The following is a 23,776-nucleotide window of genomic DNA, read 5'->3' on the forward strand; positions in this document are numbered from 1 at the left end:
CGCCGATGGACGCTTTTCAGCCGTCCCCGGCACATCCGGAGTCCGATGTGTCATTGCACATTGAACTGCAATGCCGCCAGGCTGGCATACAGTCCCTCGCGGGCGATCAGTTCGGCGTGGGTGCCGGTCTCCACGATATGCCCATGCTCCAGCACGATGATGCGGTCGGCGCTTTGCACCGTCGCCAGGCGGTGCGCGATGACCAGCGTGGTGCGGCCGACCATGGCCGCTTCCAGCGCCACCTGCACCAGCCGTTCGGATTCGGCGTCGAGCGCGCTGGTGGCTTCATCGAGCAACAGCAGCGGCGGGTTCTTCAGCAGTGCGCGGGCGATCGCGATGCGCTGGCGCTGGCCGCCGGACAGGCGCACGCCGCGTTCGCCGAGGAAGCTTTGGTAACCGTCCGGCAGGCGTTCGATGAACTCATGCGCAGCCGCCATCTGGGCCGCGGCGATCACTTCGGCATCGCTGGCGCCGGGGCGGCCGAAGCGGATGTTTTCCATGGCGTTGGCGGAGAAGATCACGGTGTCTTGCGGCACGATGCCGATGGCGCCGCGCAGGTCCTGTAGCGTCAGCTGGCGGATGTCGACGCCATCCAGCCTGATCGTGCCTTGTTGCGGATCGTAGAAGCGCAGCAGCAACTGGAACAGCGTGGTCTTGCCGGCGCCGGAGGGGCCGACCACCGCGACCGTTTCGCCCGGGGCGATCTGCAGCGACAGTTGCGAGAGCGAACGGCTGCCCGGACGGGACGGGTAATGGAAATCGAGGTGCGAGATTTCCAGCGCAGCGCCGTTGGCGGTGCGCGGCGGCAACCGTTCCGGCAGCAGCACCGATTGCACCGGCGACTGCGCCGCCAGCAGGTCGAGCAGGCGCTCGGTGGCGCCAGCGGCGCGCTGGGTGTCGCCCATGACTTCCGACAGCGCCCCCAGCGAGCCGGCCACCAGCGAGGCATACAGTATGAACTGGCCGAGTTCGCCGCCGCTCATGCTGCCTTGCATGACCGAGTGCGCGCCCAGCCACAGCACGAACACGATGGCGCCGAACACCAGCAGGATGGCCACCACGGTCAGCAGCGAGCGGGCGCGGATGCGTTCCATGGCGGTGTCGAAAGCGCGTTCGACCGAGTGGCCGAAGCGCTTGGCTTCGATCTCTTCGTGGGTGAAGGCCTGTACCGTCGGCATGGCGTTGAGGATCTCGCCGGCCATGGCCGAGGCGTCGGCCACGCGGTCCTGCGAGGCGCGCGAGAGCTTGCGCACGCGGCGGCCGTAGAACACGATGGGCAGCACCACCGCGCCCAGCATGACGATGATGATGGAAGTCAGCCTTGCGCTGGTGATGAACAGCATCGCCAGCCCGCCCAGGAACAGCAGCGCATTGCGCAGCGCCATCGAGATGCTGGTGCCGACCAGCGTCTGGATCAGCGTGGTGTCGGTAGTCAGGCGCGAGAGCACTTCGCCGGTCTTGGTGGTTTCGAAGAACTCCGGGCTTTGCAGCACCACATGGGCATAGACTTCGCGGCGCAGGTCGGCCGTCACGCGCTCGCCCAGCCACGACACCATGTAAAAGCGCAGCGCCGTGGCCACCCCCAGCACGCAGGCCACGCCGAACAATGCCAGGAAATACAGGTTGATGTGGGAAGCGCTCTTGTCGCCGGCGGCGCCAAAGCCGAGGTCGATCATCTGCTTGAACGCATACGGCACCGCCAGCGTGGCGCCGGCGGCCACCAGCAGCGCCAGGCCGGCCAGCAGGAACTGCTTCTTGTAGGGCGCGAGGAAAGGCGCCAGGCCGCGCAGCGCTGCCAGGGTACTTTTTCTTGCGGTGGGGGAAAGGTCGGCGGTGTCGCTGGCGGCGGATGAGCTTGGCGTTGTTGGCATGTTCTGGATGTATGTTGTTGGTGCGGCAAGGCCGCGCATGGCAGTCAACGAAAACTTGCCGGTTCGCTCACTTTAGCTTGCCGGGGTGAAAAACGTCGATGCGGGTTGAACCACTGCGGTGCGGCCAAGTCGATAGCTTCATAAGTATATTCGGCCGATATGCCAGCCATGATTTGTCAGCTATTTAAGCCGCATTGCCTGCTTGGCATGTTCGAATGCGGCTCGCCAGTGTAGCGCAGGGTCTGCTACAGTGCCTGCATGGCTTCGGATCCGGATCGTCGCACAGCCTCTTATCCACGCAGCATCCACGGCAGGGAGACCAGTTTGGCCCAACTCGCTCGATTGATCCGGCAACCCCGGCAGCAGGCCCCGGAAGACCGGGCGATCCGCGCCGAACTGGAAGCCGGCCTGATGGCGCAAGATGCCGCCATTTCCCCGAAGTATCTTTACGATCCGCTGGGCAGCAAGCTGTTCGAAGCCATCTGCGAGCTGCCGGAATACTATCCCACCCGCACCGAGGCGGCCATCTTCGCGCAGCATGCGGATGACATCGCCGCCGCCATCGGTACCGGCGTCACGCTGATCGACCTGGGGGCGGGCAATTGCGCCAAGGCGGCCCGGCTGTTTCCCGTCTTGAAGCCGCGCCAGTATGTGCCGGTCGACATTTCGGCCGAATTCCTGCGCGCAGCGGTGGCCGGGCTGCGGCAGCAATTCCCCGACATTCCCATGCATGAGGTGGCGCTGGATTTCTCCGCCGGCCTGGAGCTGCCGGCGAGCGTGGGCCGCGACCGCCGGCTGTTTTTCTATCCGGGCTCATCGCTGGGCAACTTCGATGCGCAACAGGCGCTGGCGTTTCTGCGCCGCATGCGCCATGCGCTGCAGACCGGCGAGGCCGGCGGCGTGTTGCTGGGGCTGGACCTGGTCAAGGATGCCGATGTGCTCGACGCCGCCTACGACGATGAGCTGGGAGTGACGGCCGCGTTCAACCTCAATCTGCTCAACCATGTGAACCGGCTCTTGGGCGCCGACTTCAACGCGCGCGACTGGCAGCACGTGGGCTTCTACAACGCCGCGCGGCAGCGGGTCGAAATGCACCTTGAGGCGCGCCGCGACCTGATCGTGTGCTGGGATGGCGGGAGCCGCGCCTTCGGCCAGGGGGAGCGCATCCATACCGAAAACAGCTACAAGTTCAGGCAGCAGGATATTTGCGACCTGCTGGAGCAGGCCGGCTTCGGCGAAGTCCGGATGTGGTGCGACCCGCGGCGCTGGTTCGCGGTATGCCATGCGCAGGTGCGCGCCAATGTTTGAGGGGGATCATCATGCGCCATGAAACCGGAGTTGCCGATGCGGCCATGGAGGCCGCCATCGATGCAGTAATCGACGCCGCTATCCAGGAAGTGAACCACCGAGCGCACGGCCGCATGAGCGACCGTTTCCGCCGCGTGCGCCGGCAATCGCGGGCGATCGCCGAACCGTTGTCGGCCGAGGACTGTTGCGTGCAGTCGATGCCGGATGCCAGCCCGGTCAAGTGGCACCTGGCGCATGCCACCTGGTTTTTCGAAACCTTCATCCTGGAGCGGTTCGAGCCGGGTTTCCGCGCTTTCCATCCGCAGTTCCGCGTGCTGTACAACTCCTATTACGAAGGCGTCGGCGACAGGTTCCCGCGTGCGCAACGCGGCCTGTTGACGCGCCCCGCACTGGATGAGGTGCTGGCCTATCGGGCCGATGTCGACCATCGCATGCTGCTGCTGATCGATGCGCTGGAGGCGGGCGAGCACGCGCCTCCGGAGGGGTTCATGGAACTGCTGGAACTCGGTTTGCAGCATGAGCAGCAGCATCAGGAGCTGATGCTGACCGACATCAAGCATCTGCTCTCCCTCAATCCCTTGCAGCCGGCGTATCAGGAAATGCCGGAGTCCTTGCGCATTGCCGAACCGGCCCGGTTGCCGCTGGACTGGCATCACATCGAGGCCGGAGTGGTGGAGATCGGTCATGACGGGCCGGGCTTCTGTTTCGACAATGAAAAGCCGCGCCATCGGCAATTCGTCGAGGCCTACCAGTGCGCCTCGCGGCTGGTGAACAATGCCGAGTACTGTGCCTTCGTCGAAGCGGGCGGTTACCGGGATGCGTCGCTGTGGCTGTCCGAAGGCTGGGAGTGGAAGCGGCAGCTCAAGCTGGAATATCCGATCTATTGGCAGCGCGACGCAGCCGGCGACTGGCGCGAATTCACCGAGTATGGCCTGCAGCCGCTGGAACCGCATCGCGCCGCCGTGCACCTGTCTTATTACGAGGCCGATGCCTACGCGCGCTGGGCCGGCGCGCGGCTGTTGACGGAAGCCGAATGGGAGCACGCCGCCGACCTCCTGCAGGGTTGCGGCCGCGAATTCTTCGGCGTGGCCTGGCAATGGACCAGCAGCAGCTACGCGCCGTATGCCGGCTATGTGCCGCCGGCAGGCGCGGTGGGCGAGTACAACGGCAAGTTCATGGTGAACCAGTACGTCTTGCGGGGGTCTTCCAGCGCCACGCCATTGAATCATGCGCGCCTGACTTACCGCAACTTCTTCCCGGCCTGTGCGCGCTGGCAGGCCAGCGGTATCCGCCTGGCGCGCGCAGGCTGAATAAAACGGCCGGGAAAAACGGGCGGGCCAGAAATGAAAAAACGCCGGCGGATAGGCCGGCGTTCTTATTGGGGAGCTGCGCCGGGATCGCCGGCGGTTTTCCTTGGTCAGGCTGCCTTGGCTTGCGAGGAAGCGCCCTGGTTGGCGCTTTCGCCGATGGCGATCTGGCGGTTGATGGCGCTGATCACCGCCTTGAAGGAAGCGGTCACGATGTTGGCGTCGATGCCCACGCCGAAGCCGGTCGGCGCTTCGTTCAGGCGCAGTTCGATGTAGCTGGCCGCCTTCGCATCGGCGCCGGCGCCGATGGCGTGCTCATGGAAGTCCATCAGCTTGATGTCCAGGCCCAGCGCATGCACGAAGGCGTCGATCGGGCCGTTGCCGCTGCCGCGCACGGTGGTGTTCTGGCCGTTGCGCACGATGTCGACTTCGATGTTGATCGACTCCGCCTTGGACGAGTCTTCCGTCATGCGGTGGGCGCGGTAGACGTAGGGCTCGGTGCGCTCCAGGTATTCACGCGTGAAGATGCTGTAGATGTCGGCGGCGTTGATTTCCTTGCCGGTGGCGTCGGCCTCGCGCTGGATGGCGCGCGAGAATTCGATCTGCAGGCGGCGCGGCAGGGCCAGGCCGTATTCCTGTTCCAGCAGGTAGGCCATGCCGCCCTTGCCGGACTGGCTGTTGACGCGGATCACGGCGTCGTAGCTGCGGCCCAGGTCGGCCGGGTCGATCGGCAGGTACGGCACTTCCCAGATGGCGTCGGGCTGCTGCTTGGCGAAGCCCTTCTTGATCGCATCCTGGTGCGAGCCGGAGAAGGCGGTGAAGACCAGGTCGCCGACGTACGGGTGGCGCGGGTGCACCGGGATCTGGTTGCATTCTTCGACCACCTGGCGCACCACGTCGATGTCGGAAAAGTCCAGGCCGGGGTTGACGCCCTGGGTGTACAGGTTCAGCGCCAGGGTCACCAGGTCGACGTTGCCGGTGCGTTCGCCGTTGCCGAACAGGCAGCCTTCGACGCGGTCGGCGCCGGCCATGACGGCCAGCTCGGCCGAGGCGACCGCGGTGCCGCGGTCATTGTGCGGATGCACCGAAATGATGGCGCTGTCGCGGTGCTTCAGGTTGCGGCACATCCATTCGATCTGGTCGGCGTAGACGTTGGGAGTGCTGCACTCGACGGTGGAGGGCAGGTTCAGGATGATCTTGCGGTTCGGCGTGGCGCCCCAGGTCTCGCAGACGGCGTCGCAGATGTCCTTGGAGAAATCCAGTTCGGTGGTGCTGAAGGACTCGGGCGAGTATTCGAAGCGCCATTCGGTGCCCGGGCGGGCATCGGTCAGTTCCTTGACCAGGCGGGTGCCGGTGACGGCGATGTTCTTGATCTCGTCGCGCGACATGTTGAAGACGATCTTGCGGAACGCCGGGGCCACCGAGTTGTACAGGTGGACGATGGCCTTCTTGGCGCCTTCCAGCGATTCGACGGTGCGGCGGATCAGCTCTTCGCGCGACTGGGTCAGCACGATGATGGTGACGTCGTCGGGGATGCGGTTCTCGGTGATCAGCTTGCGCACGAAATCGAAGTCGGTCTGCGAGGCGGAGGGGAAACCGACTTCGATTTCCTTCAGGCCGGTTTTCAGCAGCAATTCGAAAAAGCGCAGCTTGCGTTCGGCGTTCATCGGCTCGATCAGGGCCTGGTTGCCGTCGCGCAGGTCGGTGCTCATCCAGATCGGCGGGGTGTCGATGACCTTGCCGGGCCAGGTGCGGTCGGGCAGGTCGATGGCGGGGAACGGGCGGTACTTGGCGGCTGGGTTGTTTAACATCATGATGAACCTCTTTGGTCTCGGTGATTCGTGGAATGCTTTAATTCTTTAAAACGCTGTCTGATGTGGCGATCGGGTTGCCTGGCTGCCACTCGCGCATGGCCAGGCAACCCGTCATAGAGCCAGAAGCGGGATCTCCGGGCGCAGGCAGGCGCCGACTGCGGCAGGTGCGTATGCGGTGCAGGTGGTGATCGGCTTGGAGTGCATGATCGCTTCGCTTGATGATTGCGGCAACCGTTGAAAAACGCGTTGCTGCTGGTTGGTACTGCTCGGTACTGCCGGAGTGATTTTTGTGTGCCGTTTCGCGGGTGGTCGGGGACGGGATGCCTGGACTCAGCGAACTTCGGCGGAAAAACGGATTAGCGCGAGGCTAGTAGTAGCGACACTGGTAGCAACGCTAGCAGGGCGCTGGCGCTGTTCAGTAGCAGGAGGAATTTTGCAGCGGAAGTCATTCGAAGAATGTAGAAGATTGCCCTCGGGCTTGTCAAGCGCTATCTTCTTTGCAAGCGTAAATGCGTTCCGTCCTGCAAACTATTTGTTGCTAGAATCGCTAATTAATTACCGGCTGGTCATTAAGATGCGTGTTTGCAAGAAGTAAATGATGCCGGAAGTGAACGCCATGCGCCGATTTCGCTCAAAATGGGGCTATTGGGGCGCTGCAACATGCTTGCCGGCGCATGCGCCCAGCGCCAAGCGGCATCGCCCGGCGGCACAAGACAAAATCACAAAAGCGAGAAAACAGAACTATTCCTCCATGCAGAAACGTCCGGACCTGATCGTTTGCGAAGAATGCGATGCCGTCTATCCCCGGCCCGTCCTGGGCCATGGCGAGGTGGCGTATTGCCTGCGCTGCGAGGCCGAGCTCGACCGCGATACCGGCCGCCGCCTGGAGCGGCTGTTGCCGCTGACCGTGGGCGCCCTGATCCTGTTCGTGGTCGCCAATGCCTTTCCCATCGTTACCATCGAGTTGCAAGGCCTCTCCAGCGATACCACGCTGATCGGCGCGGTGGCGGCGCTGACGCGCGATGGCATGAGCGAGGTCGCGCTGCTGGTGATGGCCACCACCTTGTTGTTCCCGCTGATCCAGATGCTGGTGCTGTTCTACCTGCTGCTGCCGTCCTCGCGGCTGGAACGTCCGCCCGGATTCGTCTTCCTATTGCGCATGATGCAGGCCGCGCGCCCCTGGGGCATGATCGAGGTGTTCATGCTGGGTGTGCTGGTGGCGCTGATCAAACTGTCCAACATGGCCGAGGTGATCCCGGGCCCGGCGCTATGGTCGTTCGGCGCGCTGACCGTGCTGCTGACGGCGGTGGTGTCATTCAATCCGCGCTACATCTGGCATATCTGCGAGCGCAAGCAGGCGCTGCGCGAGGCCGGAGAAGGGCATTCTTCGTGAGCCGCCACGCGCATTCCGATGCCTTGCCCTTGCCGGGCGACCTCCCGGCGCAGGCAGCGGCCAGGGTGCCGGATGCCGCCGCGCTGGGCGTGATCGGCTGCCATCATTGCGGCACGGTGTGGGAGGGCGCCCGCCAGGACGATCGCTGCGGCGTCTGCGACGCGCCGCTGCACGTACGCAAGCGCGACAGCCTGAACCGCACCTGGGCGCTGCTCATCGCGGCCTGCATCATGTACGTCCCCGCCAACCTGATGCCGGTGATGGTCACCCGCACGCTGTTCGACGAGCAGCGCGACACCATCATGAGCGGCGTCATCTATTTCTGGACGTCGGGCGAATGGGGGCTGGCGCTGGTGGTGTTCGTGGCCAGCTTCCTGGTGCCGTTGTTCAAGCTGGCGGCATTGATCATCCTGGTGATTTCCGCGCGCCATCGCAGCAGTTGGCAGCGGCCGCAGCGCGCCAAGCTGTATCGCGTGATCGAGACCATCGGACGCTGGTCCATGCTGGATGTGTTCGTGGTCTCGGTGCTCACAGGCCTGGTGAAGATCCACGGCTTCGCCGATGTCCATGCCGGCATCGGCATTGCCGCCTTCGGCGCGGTGGTGGTGCTGACCATGCTGGCGTCGCTGACCTTCGACCCGCGCCTGATCTGGGATGAGGACGAGCATCCGGCGCTGACGGCGCAAGCGGGCATCGATGATGAATTGAACAAGAAACAGGAAACGCAATGACTGATCCGCACCAAGAAACCCCCGCCCTGCAGCAGCCCAGGCGCGTGCGTCGGCGCAACTGGCTCCCTTCGCTGGTATGGCTGGTGCCCATCGTCGCGGCCATCGTCGGCCTGACGCTGGCGGCCAAGATCCTGATCGATCGCGGGCCGGTGGTCACCGTCAGCTTCCGTTCCGCCGAAGGGCTGGAAGCCGGCAAGACCAAGGTCAAGTACAAGGATGTGGACATCGGCCAGGTGCAGTCGATCAAGCTCGCCGAGGATCGCTCGCACGTGCTGGTTTCGATCCAGTTGACCAAGGAAGCCTCGGGCTTCGATGCCGCGGACACCCGCTATTGGGTGGTGCGCCCGCGCATTGCCGCTTCCGGCATTTCGGGACTGGGCACCTTGCTGTCGGGCGCCTATATCGGCGCCGACGCCGGCGCTTCGGGCGACACCAGGAAGGAGTTCGTCGGCCTGGAGCAGCCGCCCATCGTCACGCGCGACGCTTCCGGCCGCCAGTTCGTGCTGCATGCCGATGACCTCGGTTCGCTCGACATCGGCTCCCCGGTGTTTTACCGCCGCATCAAGGTCGGCCAGGTCATGGCATACGACCTCGATGCCGACGGGCGCGGCGTGACGCTGCGTATTTTCATCGACTCGCCCTACGACAAGTTCATCACGCCCAATTCGCGTTTCTGGCACGCCAGCGGCTTCGACATGGAACTCAACGCCAGCGGCTTCAAGCTGCACACGCAGGCGCTGTCGACCGTGGTGCTGGGCGGTATCGCTTTCCGCGACCGCAATGAGGAGGAGAAGAGCGAGCCGGCCAAGGAAGGGGCGCAGTTCCAGCTGGCCGACGACGAAGCCACCGCCATGAAGGAACCGGATGGTGTGCCGCAGACCGTGCTGCTGTACTTCGACCAGTCGCTGCGCGGCCTGCAGCCGGGCGCCTCGGTGGACTTCCGCGGCGTGGTGCTGGGCGAAGTCAAGAGCGTGGGCATCGAGTATGACCGCGCCAAGGGCGAGTTCCGCATGCCTGTCATGGTGCAGATCTATCCGGATCGCCTGGGCCGCAGGTTCAACCAGGGCATCTCGGATACCCAGTATTCCCATATCGAACGCCTGAAGTTCCTGGTCAAGCGCGGCCTGCGCGCGCAACTGCGCAACGGTAACCTGCTGACCGGCCAACTGTATGTCGCCATCGATTTCTTCCCCAAGGCCAAGCCGGTGCAGATCGATGCCAGCAAGGTGCCGGTGGAGTTGCCCACGATCCCGGGCAGCCTGGATGAAATCCAAAGCCAGATCGCCGATATCGCCGCCAAGCTGTCCAAGGTGCCGTTCGATGAGATCGGACGCGATCTGCAGACCACCGTCAAGACGCTCAACAAGACGCTCGCGACGGCCGAGCAGACCGCGGCCCATATCAACAACGATATCGCGCCGGAGATGACGGCGGCCATGAAGGATGCGCGCAAGACCTTGAACGCGGCCGAGCGCACCTTGTCCGACGACGCCCCGCTGCAGCAGGATATCCGCCAGACCATGCAGGAGCTTTCGCGCGCCGCGGCTTCGATCCGCGTCCTGACCGATTACCTGCAACAGCACCCGGAATCGCTGATCCGCGGCAAACAGGAGCCATGATGTCCCCGAACAAAAACAGTCCCATCAAATGCCTGGCCGCCGCCTCGGTGGCGGCGATGCTGCTGGCCGCCTGCGGCACTACGCCGCCGGCGCAGTTCTACACGCTGGCGGCAACGCCGGCATCGGCTGCGTCGGCTGCGTCGGCTGCGTCGGCCGTCGACGCCCGGCCGGCGCCGGGCGCCCAAACCTTCATCGAGATGCTGCCGGTGGCGGTGCCGGAACGCCTGGCGCGCCCGCAAGTGGTGGTGCGCAGCGATGCCGCCAAGCTCGATGTGCTGGAGCAGGACCGCTGGTCCTCGCCGTTCAACAATGAATTGCGCGACGCCCTGGCCGCAGGCATTGCCAGCCGCCTGGACGCCATCGACATTTCGCGCAGCGCTCGCCCGCCGGGCCAGGTCAGTTACCGCATCGCGGTCGAACTGCGCGACCTCGATGCGGTGCGCAACGGCCAGGTCAGGGCCAGCTTCGGTTGGAGCGTCACGCGTTCGGACGACCGCAAGACGGCGGTGTGCCGCCTGGCCGTGACGGAGCCCGTGGCCGGGAATGCGATCAGCGATGTGGTGGTGGCGACGCAGAAGGTAGTCGCTGCTGCCGCCGATGCGATCGCCGGCAATGTACGCGCCTTGCAAGCGGGGCAGGCAGCCAAGTGCCTGGAGTGATGATCAGGCAGGCGTGAAGCCTGGCAGGACGAAAAAAAACCGCTTCAATGTCAATTGAAGCGGTTTTTTGTTTGCTGTTGGCTAAAGCGGCCGATCAGCGGTCGCCATAGGAACGGCGCGGGCCGTTGCTGTCGGAGCGGAAACCGCCGCCGTTGTTGCCCTTGTAGCCGCCGCCGCTGCCTTCGCGACGCGGGCCGCTGCCTTGCGGCTTGGCGCCGCCGAAGCTGCGGCCTTCGCGGTTGCCGAAACCGCCTTCACGCTGGGGCGCGCCGCCTTCGCGGCTGCCGTTGCCGAAGCGATTGCCGCCGCCGGCGTTGCTGCGGCCGCCATCGCCAGGGCGCCAGCCGCCCGGCTTGCGCGTGTTGCTGCGCGGGGCAGCCGATTTCTTCGGTTCGTAGCCTTCGATGACGTCAACCGGGATGGTCTGCTTGGTAAAGCGTTCGATACGCTTCACATGCATGCCTTCGGCGTGGTTGACCAGCGAGATCGCCACACCCTTGCGGCCGGCGCGGCCGGTACGGCCGATACGGTGCACATAGTCTTCGGCGAACTTGGGCAGGTCGTAGTTGAACACGTGAGTGATGCCCGGTACGTCGATGCCGCGCGCGGCGACGTCGGTGGCCACCAGCACGCGCACCTGGCCGCGGCGCATGCCGTTGAGGGTGCGGTTGCGCGCGCCCTGGTGCATGTCGCCATGCAGCGCGGCGGCTGCGAAGCCGGCGATGTTGAGGCGGTCGGCGATGGTGTCGGCGTCACGCTTGGTGGCGGTGAACACCACGGCCTGGTCCATCGTGGTGTCGCGCAGCAGGTGATCCAGCAGACGGTTCTTGTGCGACAGGTCGTCGACGAAGTGCACGCGCTGCATGATGTTTTCATGGCGGGTGGCCGAACCGGCGATCTGGATCGTCAGCGGGTTGTTGGTGATGCGCTTGGCCATGTTGCCGACCACGCCGTCCAGCGTGGCGGAGAACAGCATGGTCTGGCGCGTGTCGGGAGTGGCGGCGACGATCTTTTCGATGTCGTCGATGAAGCCCATGTCCAGCATGCGGTCGGCTTCGTCCAGCACCAGGATCTGCAGTTGCGAGAAGTCGATCTTGCCGGACTCCATGTGGTCGATCAGGCGGCCCGGCGTGGCCACCAGGATTTCCGGGTTCTTCGACAGCAATTGCATCTGCTTGGGGTAAGGCATGCCGCCCAGGATCGACACCACGCGCACGCGGCGCATGTAGGAGCCGTACTTGTCGGTGGCGGTGGTCACTTGCAGGGCCAGTTCGCGGGTCGGGGTCAGCACCAGCATCTTGGGTTGCGCCGGGGTGAAGCGCGGACGCTCGCCGCGGGCACGGTTGGCCTGGCGTTCCTGGTTGGGGGTACGGGCTGCGGGCGCTGCCTGCGGCAGGTCTGCCAGCTTGTGCAGCGACGGCAGCATGAAGGCTGCGGTCTTGCCCGAACCGGTCTGCGAGGACACCAGCAGATCCTGGCCTTCGATGGCGGCGGGGATGGCTTTTTCCTGGACGGGGGTCGGGACGGTATAGCCTGCCTCGGTCAATGCTTTGATGATCGAAGGGTTCAGGCCAAGTGTTTCAAAAGTCATAATCTCTTTCGTGAATGTGAACGTCAGACACAATTCGGCAGGCGCGCACAAGCGCGCCGGGCATCAATGGCCTGAACGAAAAAAAGCAACGCCAACCGACGAAATGACTATGAAAAAATACAAAGAAATTTCGGCACAAAAGCTTTGCGCCGGGACGGCATCATTGAACGATGCCAGAGGCGGGAGGGCTTTTACTGAAAACTTGTCTTACTGACAGGTAAGGCTTGCGAAGCTAACTTAAGCGGTCGGTTTGAGTACGCTGAACTGAATAGGTTCTCACTGCCTGACTCGCTTGCGCACCGCATATTGCGATGCACAAGCAGAATCATACAGTAAAACATCGAGTTTGGCATCAGGTGTTCTTGGCCAGCCCCGATATCCTGTGGTTATTCGGCGATGCCGCCCACCACGCGCGAGAAGCCGCCGTCGACGTAGGTGATTTCGCCGGTGATGCCGGAGGCCAGGTCCGACAGCAGGAAGGCCGAGGCATTGCCGACGTCTTCAATGGTCACATTGCGGCGCAGCGGAGCGGTCGCGGCGACGGCGCCCAGGATCTTGCCGAAGCCTTTGATGCCGCTGGCGGCCAGGGTCTTGATCGGGCCGGCCGACACGCCGTTCACGCGCACGCCCTTGGGGCCCAGCGCTTCGGCCAGGTAACGCACCGAGGCTTCCAGCGAGGCCTTGGCCAGGCCCATGGTGTTGTAGTTGGGCACCACGCGCTCGGAACCCAGGTAGGTCAGGGTCAGCAGGGCGGCGTTCGGGGACAGCAGCGGCATGGCGGCCTTGGCCATGGCCGGGAAGCTGTAGGCCGAGATGTCGTGGGCGATCTTGAAGCCTTCGCGCGAGAAACCTTCCAGGAAGTCGCCGGCGATCGCCTCGCTGGGGGCGAAGCCGATGGCGTGCACCAGGCCGTCCAGCTGGCTCCAGGACTTGCCGAGGTCGGCGAACAGGGCATTGATCTGCTCATCGCTGGAGACGTCGCAGTCGAAGATCAGCTTGCTGTCGAATTCTTCGGCGAACTTGGTGATGCGGTCCTTGAAGCGCTCGCCCACATAGGTAAACGCCAGTTCGGCGCCTTCGCGCTTGCACGCTTCGGCGATGCCGTAGGCGATGGAACGGTTGGACAGCAAGCCGGTGATCAGAATTTTTTTGCCTTGCAGAAATGCCATGATGACTCCGTATGGTCCGCCGCAGGCGCCTTTCGCCTTGTCGGGCGGGCGCCGGTTGCGGCCGGTGGTGGTAGCGGCGCGGGCGCCGGGCTGGGACAGGCCAAGATTGTAGGGGCTTGCGGCAACCGGGGCAACCTTTGCGGCGCCGGGGCAGTCTTGCGGCCATCGGGCTGTCTCCCTCGGTCCGGTGCGCAATTGCTTAATTGTTTTAATTGCTTCCCTGTAATCGCCCATCTATTTACAATTCCCCGAACGTAATCGTTTCCGGCGGGGTGGGCATGGGACTTGCCTGTTGTTGGCGGCTTGCCGCCGGCTTGCGAAACGACTCAATGCCACCGAGAGCACAGACAAACACCGCATGGTCAAACCCCTTTTCTCCTGCCTGCTGGCCGCTGTCCTGATCCACAGCAATCCCGCCGCCGCCGCACACGCCTTCTCGCTCTACGACACTCCCAAGTATCCCGCCGGTTTCACCCATTTCGACTACGTCAACCCGGACGCGCCCAAGCGTGGCACGCTGTATCTCGCCAATCCGGACCGCCGCACCAGTTTCGACAAGTTCAACCCGTTTTCGCTCAAGGGCGTGGCGGCGGCAGGCGTGTCCGAACTGATGTTCGAAACGCTGGTGACCGCTTCCGCGGATGAGGTGGCGACCGTTTATGGTCTGCTGGCCGACGATATCCGGTTGGCGGAAGACCGCATGTCCGTGACTTTCCACCTGAACCCGGCAGCGCGGTTCAACAACGGCGACAAGGTGACGGCCGGGGACGTCAAGTATTCCTTCGATACGCTGATGGCCAAGGGGGCGCCGCAATTCAAGTCGGTGTTTGCGGACGTGAAGGACTGCGTGGTCGTCGATGCGGCCACGGTGCGTTTCGATTTCGCCAGCAAGAACCACGAGCTGCCCCTGGTCGTGGGCAGCGTGCCGGTGTTTTCAAAGAAATGGGCCCAAGGCACGCCGTTCGACCAGATCCAGTTGACGCCGCCGATCACGACGGGGCCTTATCTGATCGACAGCTATGACGTCGGCCGCAGCATTACCTACCGGCGCAATCCGGGCTATTGGGGCAACGAGATCCCGAGCCGGCGGGGCTTTTACAATTTCGAGCGCGTCGTCTACCGCTTCTATTCGGACGATGTGGCGCGGCTGCAGGCCTTCAAGGCCGGGGAGTTCGACGTGGTGGTCGAATACAGCGCCAAGAATTGGGCACGCAGCTACACCGGCCCACAGTTTCGCGACGGCAGCATCATCAAGAAGGAGTTCAGGCATTCCAATGGCGCCGGCATGCAGGGTTTTGTCATGAACCTGCGGCGCGACCAGTTCAAGGATCGGCGCGTACGGCAGGCGATAGGATTGGCGCTGGACTATGAATGGATGAACCGCCAGTTGTTCTATGGCCAGTACACGCGGATCTATTCTTTCTTCAACAACAGTCCGTTGGCGGCCACCGGCATCCCCGAGGGCGATGAACTGGCTTTGCTGAAGTCGATACAAGCCAGGGGCGGCAAGCTCGATCCGGCCGTGTTCGGCCCGGCGCCGGTGCCGCCCAGCACCAATCCCCCTGGTTCGTTGCGCGAAAACCTGCGCCGGGCGCGCGCCTTGCTGGCCGAAGCCGGCTGGGTCTACCGCGACGGCGCGGTGCGCAATGCGCAGGGCGTGCCGTTGTCCTTCGAGATTCTGGACGACCAGAGTTCGATGTCGCGCGTCATCAGCGTGTTCGCGCGCAACCTGCGTACGCTCGGCATCAACGTCACCCAGCGCAGCGCCGACTATGCACTGGTGGCCAAGCGCATGGAAGATTTTGATTTCGACATGACCAGCATCCGCTTTTCCGACATCAGCAGTCCGGGCAACGAGATGTTCGACATGTTCGGCTCCAAGGCTGCCGACCAGAAAGGCTCCAACAATGTATGGGGCCTGAAGGACCCGGTGGTCGACCAGCTGGTTCAGGCGCTGGTGGCCGCGCAAACGCGCGCGCAACTGACTGCGGCTGCGCGCGCGCTGGACCGGGTGTTGCTGCACAAGTACCTGGTGGTGCCGCATTGGTATTCGTCGACTCACCGCATCGCTTACCGGAACCGGTTCGGCATTCCCCGGACGGCGCCGCTGTATTACCAGGCCGACCCTTACGTGATCGGCAGCTGGTGGGAGGAGAAGGCGCGATGAGCATCGCAATGGCCCGCCATGCACTTGAACAAGGATGGTTGCACGCATGAATATCTGGTCCTACATATTGAAGCGGGTGCTGTTGATGGTGCCCACGCTGTTCGGCGTGATCGCCATCACCTTCGCAGTGATCCAGTTTGTTCCCGGCGGCCCGGTAGAGCAGGCCATGCTGGAGATGAAAGGACGCAGCGGCGGCGGCGAGGCTTCGGGCGGCGGCGCCGCCACTGGTGCCGCGGGCTACCGGGGCCGGCAGGGCATTGACGAGCAGCGCATCGCCGAGATCAAGCGGCTCTATGGCTTCGACAAGCCGCCCATCGAGCGCTTTGGCCAGATGCTCAAGGGTTTCCTGAGTTTCGACCTGGGCAAGAGCTTTTACCATCACGGCGATGTCTGGACGCTGGTCAAGTCCAAGCTGCCGGTGTCGGTCACTATTGGCCTGTGGACCTTCTTCCTGACCTATCTGATTTCGGTTCCGCTGGGCATTGCCAAGGCTGTGCGCGAAGGCAGCGCCTTCGATTCCGCCACCAGTGCGCTGGTACTGGTGGGGTACTCGATTCCCGGCTTCGTGCTTGGCGTGTTCCTGTTGGTGGTGTTCGGCGGCGGCAGTTTCTTGCAATGGTTCCCGTTGCGCGGACTGACCTCGGACAACTGGCAAAACCTGTCACTGGCAGGCAAGGTGGCCGATTACCTGTGGCACATCACGCTGCCGGTGACGGCTTCGGTGGCCGGCTCTTTCGCCGTCACCACGATCCTGACCAAGAACACCTTCCTCGAAGAGATTCGCAAGCAATACGTGCTCACCGCGCGCGCCAAGGGGCTCTCTGAAAACAAGGTGCTCTACAAGCACGTTTTCCGCAATGCGCTGATCCCGCTGGTGACCGGCTTCCCGGCCGCCTTTATCGGCGCCTTCTTCGCCGGCAGCCTGCTGATCGAGACGCTGTTCTCGCTCGACGGACTGGGGCTGCTGTCCTACGAGTCGGTGATTAGGCGCGACTATCCGGTGGTGATGGGCACGTTGTATCTGTTCACGCTGATCGGCCTGGTGGTCAAGCTGCTGGGCGACCTCTGCTACGTCTGGGCCGATCCGCGCTTGCAATTCGAAAGCCTGGCCAAATGAGCGCAATGCAAACACCCGCAACCGCTGTCGCCGCCGCGCCCCCGGTCTCGCCCAGCCGCCGCATCTGGCTGCGCTTTCGCGCCAGCCGCCGCGGCTATTGGAGCCTGGTGATCTTCACCGCGCTGTTCGTCGTCAGTCTCGGCGCCGAACTGTTTTCCAACGACAAACCGCTGGTGGCGCACTACAACGGGCAACTGATGTTTCCCATGCTGCGCGACTATTCCGACAAAAGCTTCGGCGGCGACTTCGATTCGCCGGCCGACTACCTCGATCCGTTCATCCAGGAGCAGTTCAGGAAAGACGGCAACTGGGCCGTCTATCCGCTCAACCGCTACAGCTACGACACGCTGAACTACTTCTCCAAAGCGCCCAACCCGGCCGCGCCTTCTGCCGACAACTGGCTGGGCACCGACGACCGCGGGCGCGACGTGTTCGCGCGGCTGCTCTACGGTTTCCGCATCTCGGTCCTGTTCGGCATCGCGCTGACTGCCATCGGCGTGGTGCTGGGCATCGCCGCCGGCGCCTTGCAGGGCTACTTCGCCGGGCGCACCGATCTGTTCATGCAGCGCATCCTGGAGATCTGGGGCTCGATGCCCGAGCTTTACCTGCTGATCATCTTTTCCTCGATCTTCCAGCCCAGCCTGGGTTTGTTGCTGATCCTGCTGTCGCTGTTCGGCTGGATGGGACTGTCGGACTACGTGCGCGCCGATTTCCTGCGCAACCGCAACCTGGAATATGTGCAGGCCGCGCGCGCCATGGGCTTGTCGAACCGCCAGATCATCTGGCGCCACATCCTGCCCAACAGCCTGACCACGGTGGTGACCTTCCTGCCGTTTCGCATGAGCGCGGCGATCCTGGCGCTGACCAGCCTGGATTTCCTCGGGCTCGGAGTGCCGCCGTCCACGCCCAGCCTGGGCGAGCTGCTGGCGCAAGGCAAGAACAATCTCGACGCCTGGTGGATCGCGCTGTCGACTTTCCTCGTGCTGACCGTGATGCTGCTGCTGTTGACCAATATCGGCGATGCCTTGCGCAACGCCCTCGATGTCCGGAGGAAAGCATGAGCGCGAACGTGGGCGCCCCTTTGCTGGAAGTCCGCAACCTGGTGATCCGCTTCGGTGGCTCCACCGTGGTGGACGATGTCAGCTTTTCGATCGCGCCGGGGCAGAAGTTCGCGCTGGTGGGCGAGTCCGGCTCCGGCAAGTCGGTCAGTTCGCTGGCCGTGCTCAGGCTCAACCAGGATGCGCAATACGGCGGCGAAATCCTCTTCGATGGCGCAGACATCCTGCAAAAAAGCGAACGCCAGATGCAGCAGGTGCGCGGCAAGGATGTGGCGATGATTTTCCAGGAGCCGATGACCGCGCTCAATCCGCTGTTTACCATCGGCAACCAGATTGCCGAGGTGCTGATGCGGCACGAAGGCATCAACGCCAAACAGGCCGCGCAGCGTACGGTGGAACTGCTGGAGAAAACCGGCATCCCGGAACCGGCGCGGCGCGCGCTGGCGTATCCGCATGAGCTCTCCGGCGGCCAGCGCCAGCGCGCCATGATCGCCATGGCGCTGGCCTGCAAGCCGAAGCTGTTGATCGCCGACGAGCCGACCACGGCGCTGGACGTGACCATCCAGGTGCAGATCCTGGAACTGCTCAACCAGTTGCAGCGCGATGAAAACATGGCGGTGCTGATCATCTCCCACGACCTCAACCTGGTGCGCCATTTCGCCGACCGCGTGGGCGTGATGGAAAAGGGCAAGCTGGTTGAAACCGCCTCCACCGAGGAACTCTTCGCCAACCCGCAGCAGCCTTATACCAGGAAGCTGCTGCAAAGCCGTCCGCAGCGCAGCGTTGCCGATGTCGCGCCGGATGCCGGCGTGGTGCTGCAGGCCGAACAACTGCGCTGCACCTACAAGATCAAGCAGGGCTGGTTCTCCAAGCGCCTGTTCCAGGCGGTCGATGGCGTGGACCTGCAACTGCGCCGCGGCGAAACGCTGGGCATCGTCGGCGAGTCCGGCTCCGGCAAGTCGACCCTGGGCATGGCGCTGCTGCGCTTGTCCGGCGCCCAGGTGGCGGGGGCGATCCGCTTCGACGGGCAGTCCATCGCCGATGCGCCCAGCCGCGTGCTGCGCCCCATGCGCTCGCGCATGCAGGTGGTGTTCCAGGATCCGTATGCCTCGCTATCGCCGCGCCGCACGGTGGAGCAGATCGTCGGCGAAGGCCTGGCGCTGCATCATCCCGGATTGAGCCTTGAACAGCAGCGCCGCAAGATTGCCGACGCCCTGGCCGAAGTCGGCTTGCCGGATTCGGTGCTGGAGCGTTATCCGCACGAATTCTCCGGCGGCCAGCGCCAGCGCATCGCCATCGCCCGCGCGCTGGTGCTGCAGCCCGAATTGCTGCTGCTGGACGAGCCGACCTCGGCGCTGGATGTCACCGTCCAGCAGCAGGTGCTGCAACTGCTGTCGGAACTGCAGCGCCGCCACGGCCTGGCGTATCTGTTCATCACGCATGACCTGGCGGTGGTGCGCGCCATGGCGCACCAGGTATTGGTGATGAAGGACGGCAAGGTGGTGGAGCGGGGCGACACGCAAGACATCATGCAGCGCCCGCAGCATGCCTATACGCAGCGTTTGCTGGCGGCGTCTTACGCGGCGTGATGCGATGTAGCCGTTGCGGTGCAAACAATAAGTCCCGCTTGCGGCAGTGCCGTTCAGTTGGGCTGACTCTCGCTCAGTCATCGGCATCCATTCGGGCTGAGTAGGCCCACCAGGGCCGTATCGAAGCCAGCGTGTCGGCCTTTCCCGGTCTTGCCTGCCCTTCGATACGCTGCTGCGCAGCTACTCAGGGCGAACGGAGCTGGAACTTCCCAAGAAAAAATGCCGTTCAGCGCTTAACTGAACGGCATTACCGCTTGCGCGGGGCTTTCTGGTTTCTTGTTGTGATGGCAGTCGAACTGCGCTCGTCTCCTCCGGCATCCTCCGGATTTTTTGCATCGGCGGGCATGCCTCCGATGGCGGCTTATTGCTTGCGCGCGCTATTGCCCGATGCCAGCGTGAGCGGCTTGCCCGCCGCCACCTTGCGCGCCGGGGCCGGCGCTGCCTTGCGCACCGGCGCACGGGCGGCGGCGACTTGCCGGCGTGCCGGCGCTGTGCGGCGCGCGGCTGCCGTGCGTGTCGGCGCGGCATGCGCGGTGTTGGGCACGTGCAATTGCAGGCTCTGGCCGGCGGCCAGCACGTCGCGCTTCAAGCCATTCCATTCCTTGATCTGCGCCACGCTCACGCGATAGCGGCCGGCGATGCCGGCCAGGGTGTCGCGCTTGCCGGCCTTGACATAGATACGGCGGGTTTCCGGTACGTCCGGGGCGATGGCCAGGCGGGCGTTGTCGGCGATTTCCGGGGTCAGCTCGGTATCGAGCGAGGTGGTTTGCTCGGTCTTGGGCACCAGGATGGTGGAGCCGGCCTTGAGCACCATGCGCGGCGGGATCTGGTTGACGCTGCGGATCACTTCGGGCGTCGTGCCGAACCTGCTGGCGATGGTTTCGATGCGCTCGCGGGCGCTGGAGACGGTGTGCGCCGTCCAGCTGGTGAAGGCCTGGGTCCACTTGGACATGTTGGCCTTGAATTTCTCGGCATTGTTTTCCGGCAGCAGGATCTTGGTGTCTTCGCTGCCGATGATCACCGGGCGGTTGAACTGCGGGTTGAGCGCCTTGAATTCGTCCAGCGACAGCTCGGCCAGTTGCGCCGCGACCTTGACGTCGATGTTGCGGGTCTTGCCGATGGTGACGAAGTAGGGCTGGTTGTCGACCTTGGGCAGGGCGATGTCGAAAGCGCCGGGGTTGGCGATGATGTTCTTCACCGCCTGCAGCTTGGGCACGTAGTTGCGCGTCTCATTGGGCATCTGCGCCGACAGCGTGTTGAAGTCGATCGGCAGGCCGGCCGCCAGGTTGCGGTTGACGGCGCGCTGCACCGAGCCTTCGCCCCAGTTGTAGGCCGCCAGCGCCAGTTGCCAGTCGCCGAACATGCCGTACAGCTTTTGCAGGTAGGTCAGCGCGGCGTCGGTCGAGGCCAGTACGTCGCGCCGCTCGTCGGTGAACATGTTCTGCTTGAGGTTGTAGTCACGCCCGGTGGACGGGATGAACTGCCACATGCCGGCCGCCTTGGCGGTCGACAGCGCTTCCGGGTTGAACGCCGATTCGATGAAGGGCAACAGCGCCAGTTCGGTCGGCATGCCGCGCTTTTCCAGTTCCTGCACCACGTGGAACAGGTAGCGCGAGGCGCGTACGGTGGTGCGCTGGATGTAGTCGGGGCGCGAGCTGTACCACTGCGTCTGGCTCTCGACCAGGCTGTTGTCCAGGTCGGGGATGCCGAAACCCTTGCGGATGCGCGTCCAGATATCGATGTCGTTCATTCCCGGCAGCGCATTGGCGCCGAGCTCGGGATTGATCGCATTGAAGGGGGCGGGGTAGATCGAGATGTCGTTGGCGTGGGAGAGCAGCGGGGTGCTTGCGCAAAACAGAGCGGCTAAAGCGAGTTTCTTCAGTGTTCGCTGCATGGGGGCGTTATCCTGTGCCAGAGGGCTAAAGTTTGCATTCGGCGCTTCCCTTGCAGAGCTCCGCAGTCGGTAAGCTCAACGCCTTCTGCCGGAAAACGATTTCATGATCGTTCGGCAGTCATGGCGGCAATGCAAGGCAGGAAGCTTCGGATTTCCCCCAAGCACGATTCGCACCTGGCGCGGTTTTTCTCAGTAAAAATGTGTAAAAACCAGCGCGCCAAAATGGGGAATGGGGGGAGTGTACGGAAGACCCTTTTCCGCAGTCAAGTAAAAATTGGCCGCTGTTACAAAGCCAAATCCTTGATTTGCTTGGGTTTTGGCGCCAAGTCGCCGGGATCGTCGGTTTATTTGTAGGTATTTTTCCATTCGCGTAGCGCAGCGAAGCTCTCAACTTCGCCAAACGTCTGCAAACGTCCGGCATCCTGCAGTGATTTTACGATGGTGGGCTGGGTCGCCCTCAGGAACGGGTTGGTTTTGCGCTCCAGCCAGATGGTCGAAGGCACGGTAGGCTGGCCGCGGTCGCGCTTGGCCTGCTCTTCTTTGATCCGGTCCGCGAGCCGGCCATTGTCGGGCTCCACCGCGGCCGCGAATTTCAGGTTCGACATGGTGTACTCATGGGCGCAATAGACGCGCGTGTCTCCCGGCAAGTTGGCCAGCCTGGCAAGCGAATCCACCATCTGCGCCGGCGTGCCTTCGAACACGCGGCCGCAGCCGCCGGCGAACAGCGTGTCGCCGCAAAACAGCAGGCCCGCGCCAGCCGCGTGGTAGGCGATATGGCCCAGCGTATGCCCCGGCACCTCGATGACGGCCAGCTCCAGCGGCAGGTGCGGCAGGCTGACCCGGTCGCCTTCGGCCAGCGGCTGCGTCATGCCGGCGATTTTCGCGCGTTCGCGCGCCGGGCCGTACACCGCAATGGCAGGGAATTCGGCGCTCCTGGCGCGTTCGGCCAATTCGACCACACCGCCGACGTGGTCAGCATGGTGATGAGTCAGTAGAATAGCGGCCAGCGTCAGGCCGTTTTCCTTGAGCGCGGCCAGGATCGGCCCGGCGTCGCCCGGGTCTACCGCGGCGGCATAGCGCCCGTTATGAATCAACCACAGGTAGTTGTCGCTGAAGGCCGGCACGGCCAGGACATCCAATGAAGTTTCCCGATCCGGTTTGGCTGGCGTGGCTGGCTGCTCGGTCATAAGGCGCGATCGTATAAATGAGTGACAATCCGGAAATTATAGACCTCGCAGCCTGGTTGCAGACGCCGACCGGCGCTTATCTGCGCGCCTGGGAGCAACGCCACCTCAATACGCTCACGGCCGACATCTTCGGTTTCAACGCCGTGCAGATCGGTTCGCCGCAGATCCACGCGCTGGCCGCCAACCGCATGCCTTACCGCTGGCTGACCGACAATGCCATGCCGGGCGAGAACCAGTCCGCGCTGGAAATCCCGCAAGTGCTGGCGCACGATTTCTGCGAACTGCCGTTCGCCACCCAGAGCCTGGACCTGGTGGTGCTGCCGCACGTGCTGGAGTTCGCCGCCGAACCGCACCAGGTATTGCGCGAGGTCGAGCGAGTGCTGATCCCGGAAGGGCAGGTGATCATCTGCGGCTTCAATCCCAGCAGCCTGTGGGGCATGCGCCAGGCAGCGGGCCGCCTGACCGGCGCCCACTTCCTGCCGCGCGACGGCGAATTCATCCGCCTGCCGCGTCTCAAGGACTGGTTGAAGCTGCTCAACATGGAAGTCAACCGCGGCCATTTCGGCTGCTACGCCCCGCCCTGCGAAACCGACAAGTGGCTCAACCGCTTCGGCTTCATGGAAAAGGCCGGCGACCGCTGGTGGCCGTATTTCGGCGCGGTCTATATCGTGCAGGCGATCAAGCGCGTGCCCGGTATGCGCCTGGTCGGCCCGGCCCTGAGCCGGCAGAAGGTCAAGGCGCCCAGGGGCATGCCGGCCACCAACCGTATCCACAAATCGGAATGAACCGCCGCCGGCCGGATCGGGTATGATCGCGGCCCCGGCGGCAACCAATGGGCGCGCAGCGCCAGAACAGACAAGCATGGACAAAGTAGAGATTTATTCGGATGGCGCCTGCAAGGGCAACCCCGGGCTGGGCGGCTGGGGCGCATTGCTGGTGGCCGGCGGCCAGGAAAAGGAAATCTTCGGCGGCGAACGCAACACCACCAACAACCGCATGGAGCTGATGGCCGTGATCCAGGCCCTGAACGCGCTCAAGCGCCCCTGCGACGTGGTGGTCCACACCGACAGCCAGTACGTGCAGAAGGGCATCAGCGAATGGATCCACGGCTGGAAGGCGCGCGGCTGGAAGACCGCCAGCAAGGAGCCGGTCAAGAACGCCGACCTGTGGCAGGCGCTGGACGCCGCCCAGGCGCAGCACAAGGTCGAATGGCGCTGGGTGCGCGGCCACAACGGCCACGCCGGCAATGAGCGCGCCGACCAACTGGCCAACCGCGGCGTCGACAGCATCAAGTAAGTCGAT

The 23,776-nt window shown here is 63.9% G+C and carries 18 protein-coding genes; 12 read left to right on the forward strand and 6 right to left on the reverse strand.

Annotation, left to right across the window (positions count from 1 at the left end):
- Positions 1-50: 50 nt before the first annotated feature.
- A complete protein-coding gene (locus tag FB597_RS11690; RefSeq protein ID WP_144769610.1) occupies positions 51-1,871 on the reverse strand; it encodes an ABC transporter transmembrane domain-containing protein in 1,821 nt (606 codons plus the stop codon).
- 324 nt (positions 1,872-2,195) lie between these two features.
- Here FB597_RS11690 and egtD point away from each other — a divergent pair, with 324 nt between their 5' ends.
- Both egtD and egtB read left to right on the forward strand, forming a co-directional pair.
- Complete coding sequence (gene egtD / locus FB597_RS11695) at positions 2,196-3,179, forward strand: L-histidine N(alpha)-methyltransferase (protein ID WP_255517153.1); 984 nt, start codon at positions 2,196-2,198, stop codon at positions 3,177-3,179.
- An 11-nt stretch (positions 3,180-3,190) separates the two neighbouring features.
- Positions 3,191-4,489 (forward strand): ergothioneine biosynthesis protein EgtB, encoded by a 1,299-nt coding sequence (gene egtB / locus FB597_RS11700; RefSeq protein ID WP_144769612.1) that lies wholly within the window; start codon positions 3,191-3,193, stop codon positions 4,487-4,489.
- A gap of 107 nt (positions 4,490-4,596) precedes the next feature.
- Here egtB and leuA read toward each other — a convergent pair whose 3' ends face one another.
- Positions 4,597-6,300: a 2-isopropylmalate synthase gene (leuA, locus tag FB597_RS11705; RefSeq protein WP_141912413.1), complete on the reverse strand. Its 1,704-nt coding sequence runs from the start codon at positions 6,298-6,300 to the stop codon at positions 4,597-4,599.
- A gap of 751 nt (positions 6,301-7,051) precedes the next feature.
- On the opposite strand from leuA, the gene FB597_RS11710 reads away from it, so the two are divergent.
- From FB597_RS11710 to FB597_RS11725, 4 genes are read left to right on the forward strand one after another with little or no spacing between them, the layout of a single operon-like run.
- On the forward strand, positions 7,052-7,693 hold the full coding sequence (locus FB597_RS11710) for a paraquat-inducible protein A (RefSeq protein WP_144769613.1): 642 nt from the start codon (positions 7,052-7,054) through the stop codon (positions 7,691-7,693).
- Complete coding sequence (locus tag FB597_RS11715) at positions 7,690-8,424, forward strand: paraquat-inducible protein A (protein WP_144769614.1); 735 nt, start codon at positions 7,690-7,692, stop codon at positions 8,422-8,424. Before FB597_RS11710 ends, FB597_RS11715 begins: the two co-directional genes overlap by 4 nt.
- Positions 8,421-10,043 carry an intermembrane transport protein PqiB gene (locus FB597_RS11720; protein ID WP_144769615.1) on the forward strand — a complete coding sequence of 541 codons (1,623 nt, stop codon included), beginning with the start codon at positions 8,421-8,423 and terminating at the stop codon, positions 10,041-10,043. The genes FB597_RS11715 and FB597_RS11720 overlap by 4 nt, the downstream gene beginning before the upstream one ends.
- Entirely contained in the window at positions 10,040-10,702 is a 663-nt protein-coding gene (locus tag FB597_RS11725; RefSeq protein ID WP_144769616.1) for a membrane integrity-associated transporter subunit PqiC, read from the forward strand. The genes FB597_RS11720 and FB597_RS11725 overlap by 4 nt, the downstream gene beginning before the upstream one ends.
- Positions 10,703-10,796: 94 nt before the next feature.
- On the opposite strand, the gene FB597_RS11730 is transcribed toward FB597_RS11725, so the two are convergent.
- Positions 10,797-12,293, reverse strand: a complete 1,497-nt coding sequence (locus FB597_RS11730) for a DEAD/DEAH box helicase (protein ID WP_141912428.1) — start codon at positions 12,291-12,293, stop codon at positions 10,797-10,799.
- 386 nt (positions 12,294-12,679) lie between these two features.
- Positions 12,680-13,462, reverse strand: a complete 783-nt coding sequence (gene fabI, locus FB597_RS11735; RefSeq protein ID WP_050467021.1) for an enoyl-ACP reductase FabI — start codon at positions 13,460-13,462, stop codon at positions 12,680-12,682.
- Between the two features lie 358 nt (positions 13,463-13,820).
- Here fabI and FB597_RS11740 point away from each other — a divergent pair, with 358 nt between their 5' ends.
- The 4 genes from FB597_RS11740 to FB597_RS11755 are packed head-to-tail and all read left to right on the forward strand — an operon-like array spanning position 13,821 to position 19,393.
- Complete coding sequence (locus FB597_RS11740) at positions 13,821-15,629, forward strand: extracellular solute-binding protein (protein WP_144769617.1); 1,809 nt, start codon at positions 13,821-13,823, stop codon at positions 15,627-15,629.
- Positions 15,630-15,675: 46 nt separating this feature from the next.
- Entirely contained in the window at positions 15,676-16,746 is a 1,071-nt protein-coding gene (locus FB597_RS11745) for a microcin C ABC transporter permease YejB (protein ID WP_141912434.1), read from the forward strand.
- On the forward strand, positions 16,743-17,807 hold the full coding sequence (locus FB597_RS11750) for an ABC transporter permease (RefSeq protein WP_141912437.1): 1,065 nt from the start codon (positions 16,743-16,745) through the stop codon (positions 17,805-17,807). The genes FB597_RS11745 and FB597_RS11750 overlap by 4 nt, the downstream gene beginning before the upstream one ends.
- A complete protein-coding gene (locus FB597_RS11755) occupies positions 17,804-19,393 on the forward strand; it encodes an ABC transporter ATP-binding protein (RefSeq protein ID WP_255517154.1) in 1,590 nt (529 codons plus the stop codon). The genes FB597_RS11750 and FB597_RS11755 overlap by 4 nt, the downstream gene beginning before the upstream one ends.
- Positions 19,394-19,754: 361 nt before the next feature.
- Here the strand turns inward: FB597_RS11755 and FB597_RS11760 are convergent, their stop codons facing one another.
- Positions 19,755-21,287 carry a transglycosylase SLT domain-containing protein gene (locus tag FB597_RS11760; protein ID WP_141912439.1) on the reverse strand — a complete coding sequence of 511 codons (1,533 nt, stop codon included), beginning with the start codon at positions 21,285-21,287 and terminating at the stop codon, positions 19,755-19,757.
- A gap of 344 nt (positions 21,288-21,631) precedes the next feature.
- Positions 21,632-22,474: a hydroxyacylglutathione hydrolase gene (gloB, locus tag FB597_RS11765; protein WP_186442774.1), complete on the reverse strand. Its 843-nt coding sequence runs from the start codon at positions 22,472-22,474 to the stop codon at positions 21,632-21,634.
- A gap of 17 nt (positions 22,475-22,491) precedes the next feature.
- Between gloB and FB597_RS11770 the strand changes: the two genes are divergently transcribed.
- Together FB597_RS11770 and rnhA are read left to right on the forward strand one after the other, a co-directional pair.
- Entirely contained in the window at positions 22,492-23,259 is a 768-nt protein-coding gene (locus FB597_RS11770) for a class I SAM-dependent methyltransferase (RefSeq protein ID WP_144769618.1), read from the forward strand.
- 76 nt (positions 23,260-23,335) lie between these two features.
- A complete protein-coding gene (gene rnhA / locus FB597_RS11775) occupies positions 23,336-23,770 on the forward strand; it encodes a ribonuclease HI (RefSeq protein ID WP_141912443.1) in 435 nt (144 codons plus the stop codon).
- Positions 23,771-23,776: the final 6 nt, after the last annotated feature.

Source organism: Herbaspirillum sp. SJZ099 (assembly GCF_007828355.1).
GTDB lineage: Bacteria > Pseudomonadota > Gammaproteobacteria > Burkholderiales > Burkholderiaceae_D > Herbaspirillum.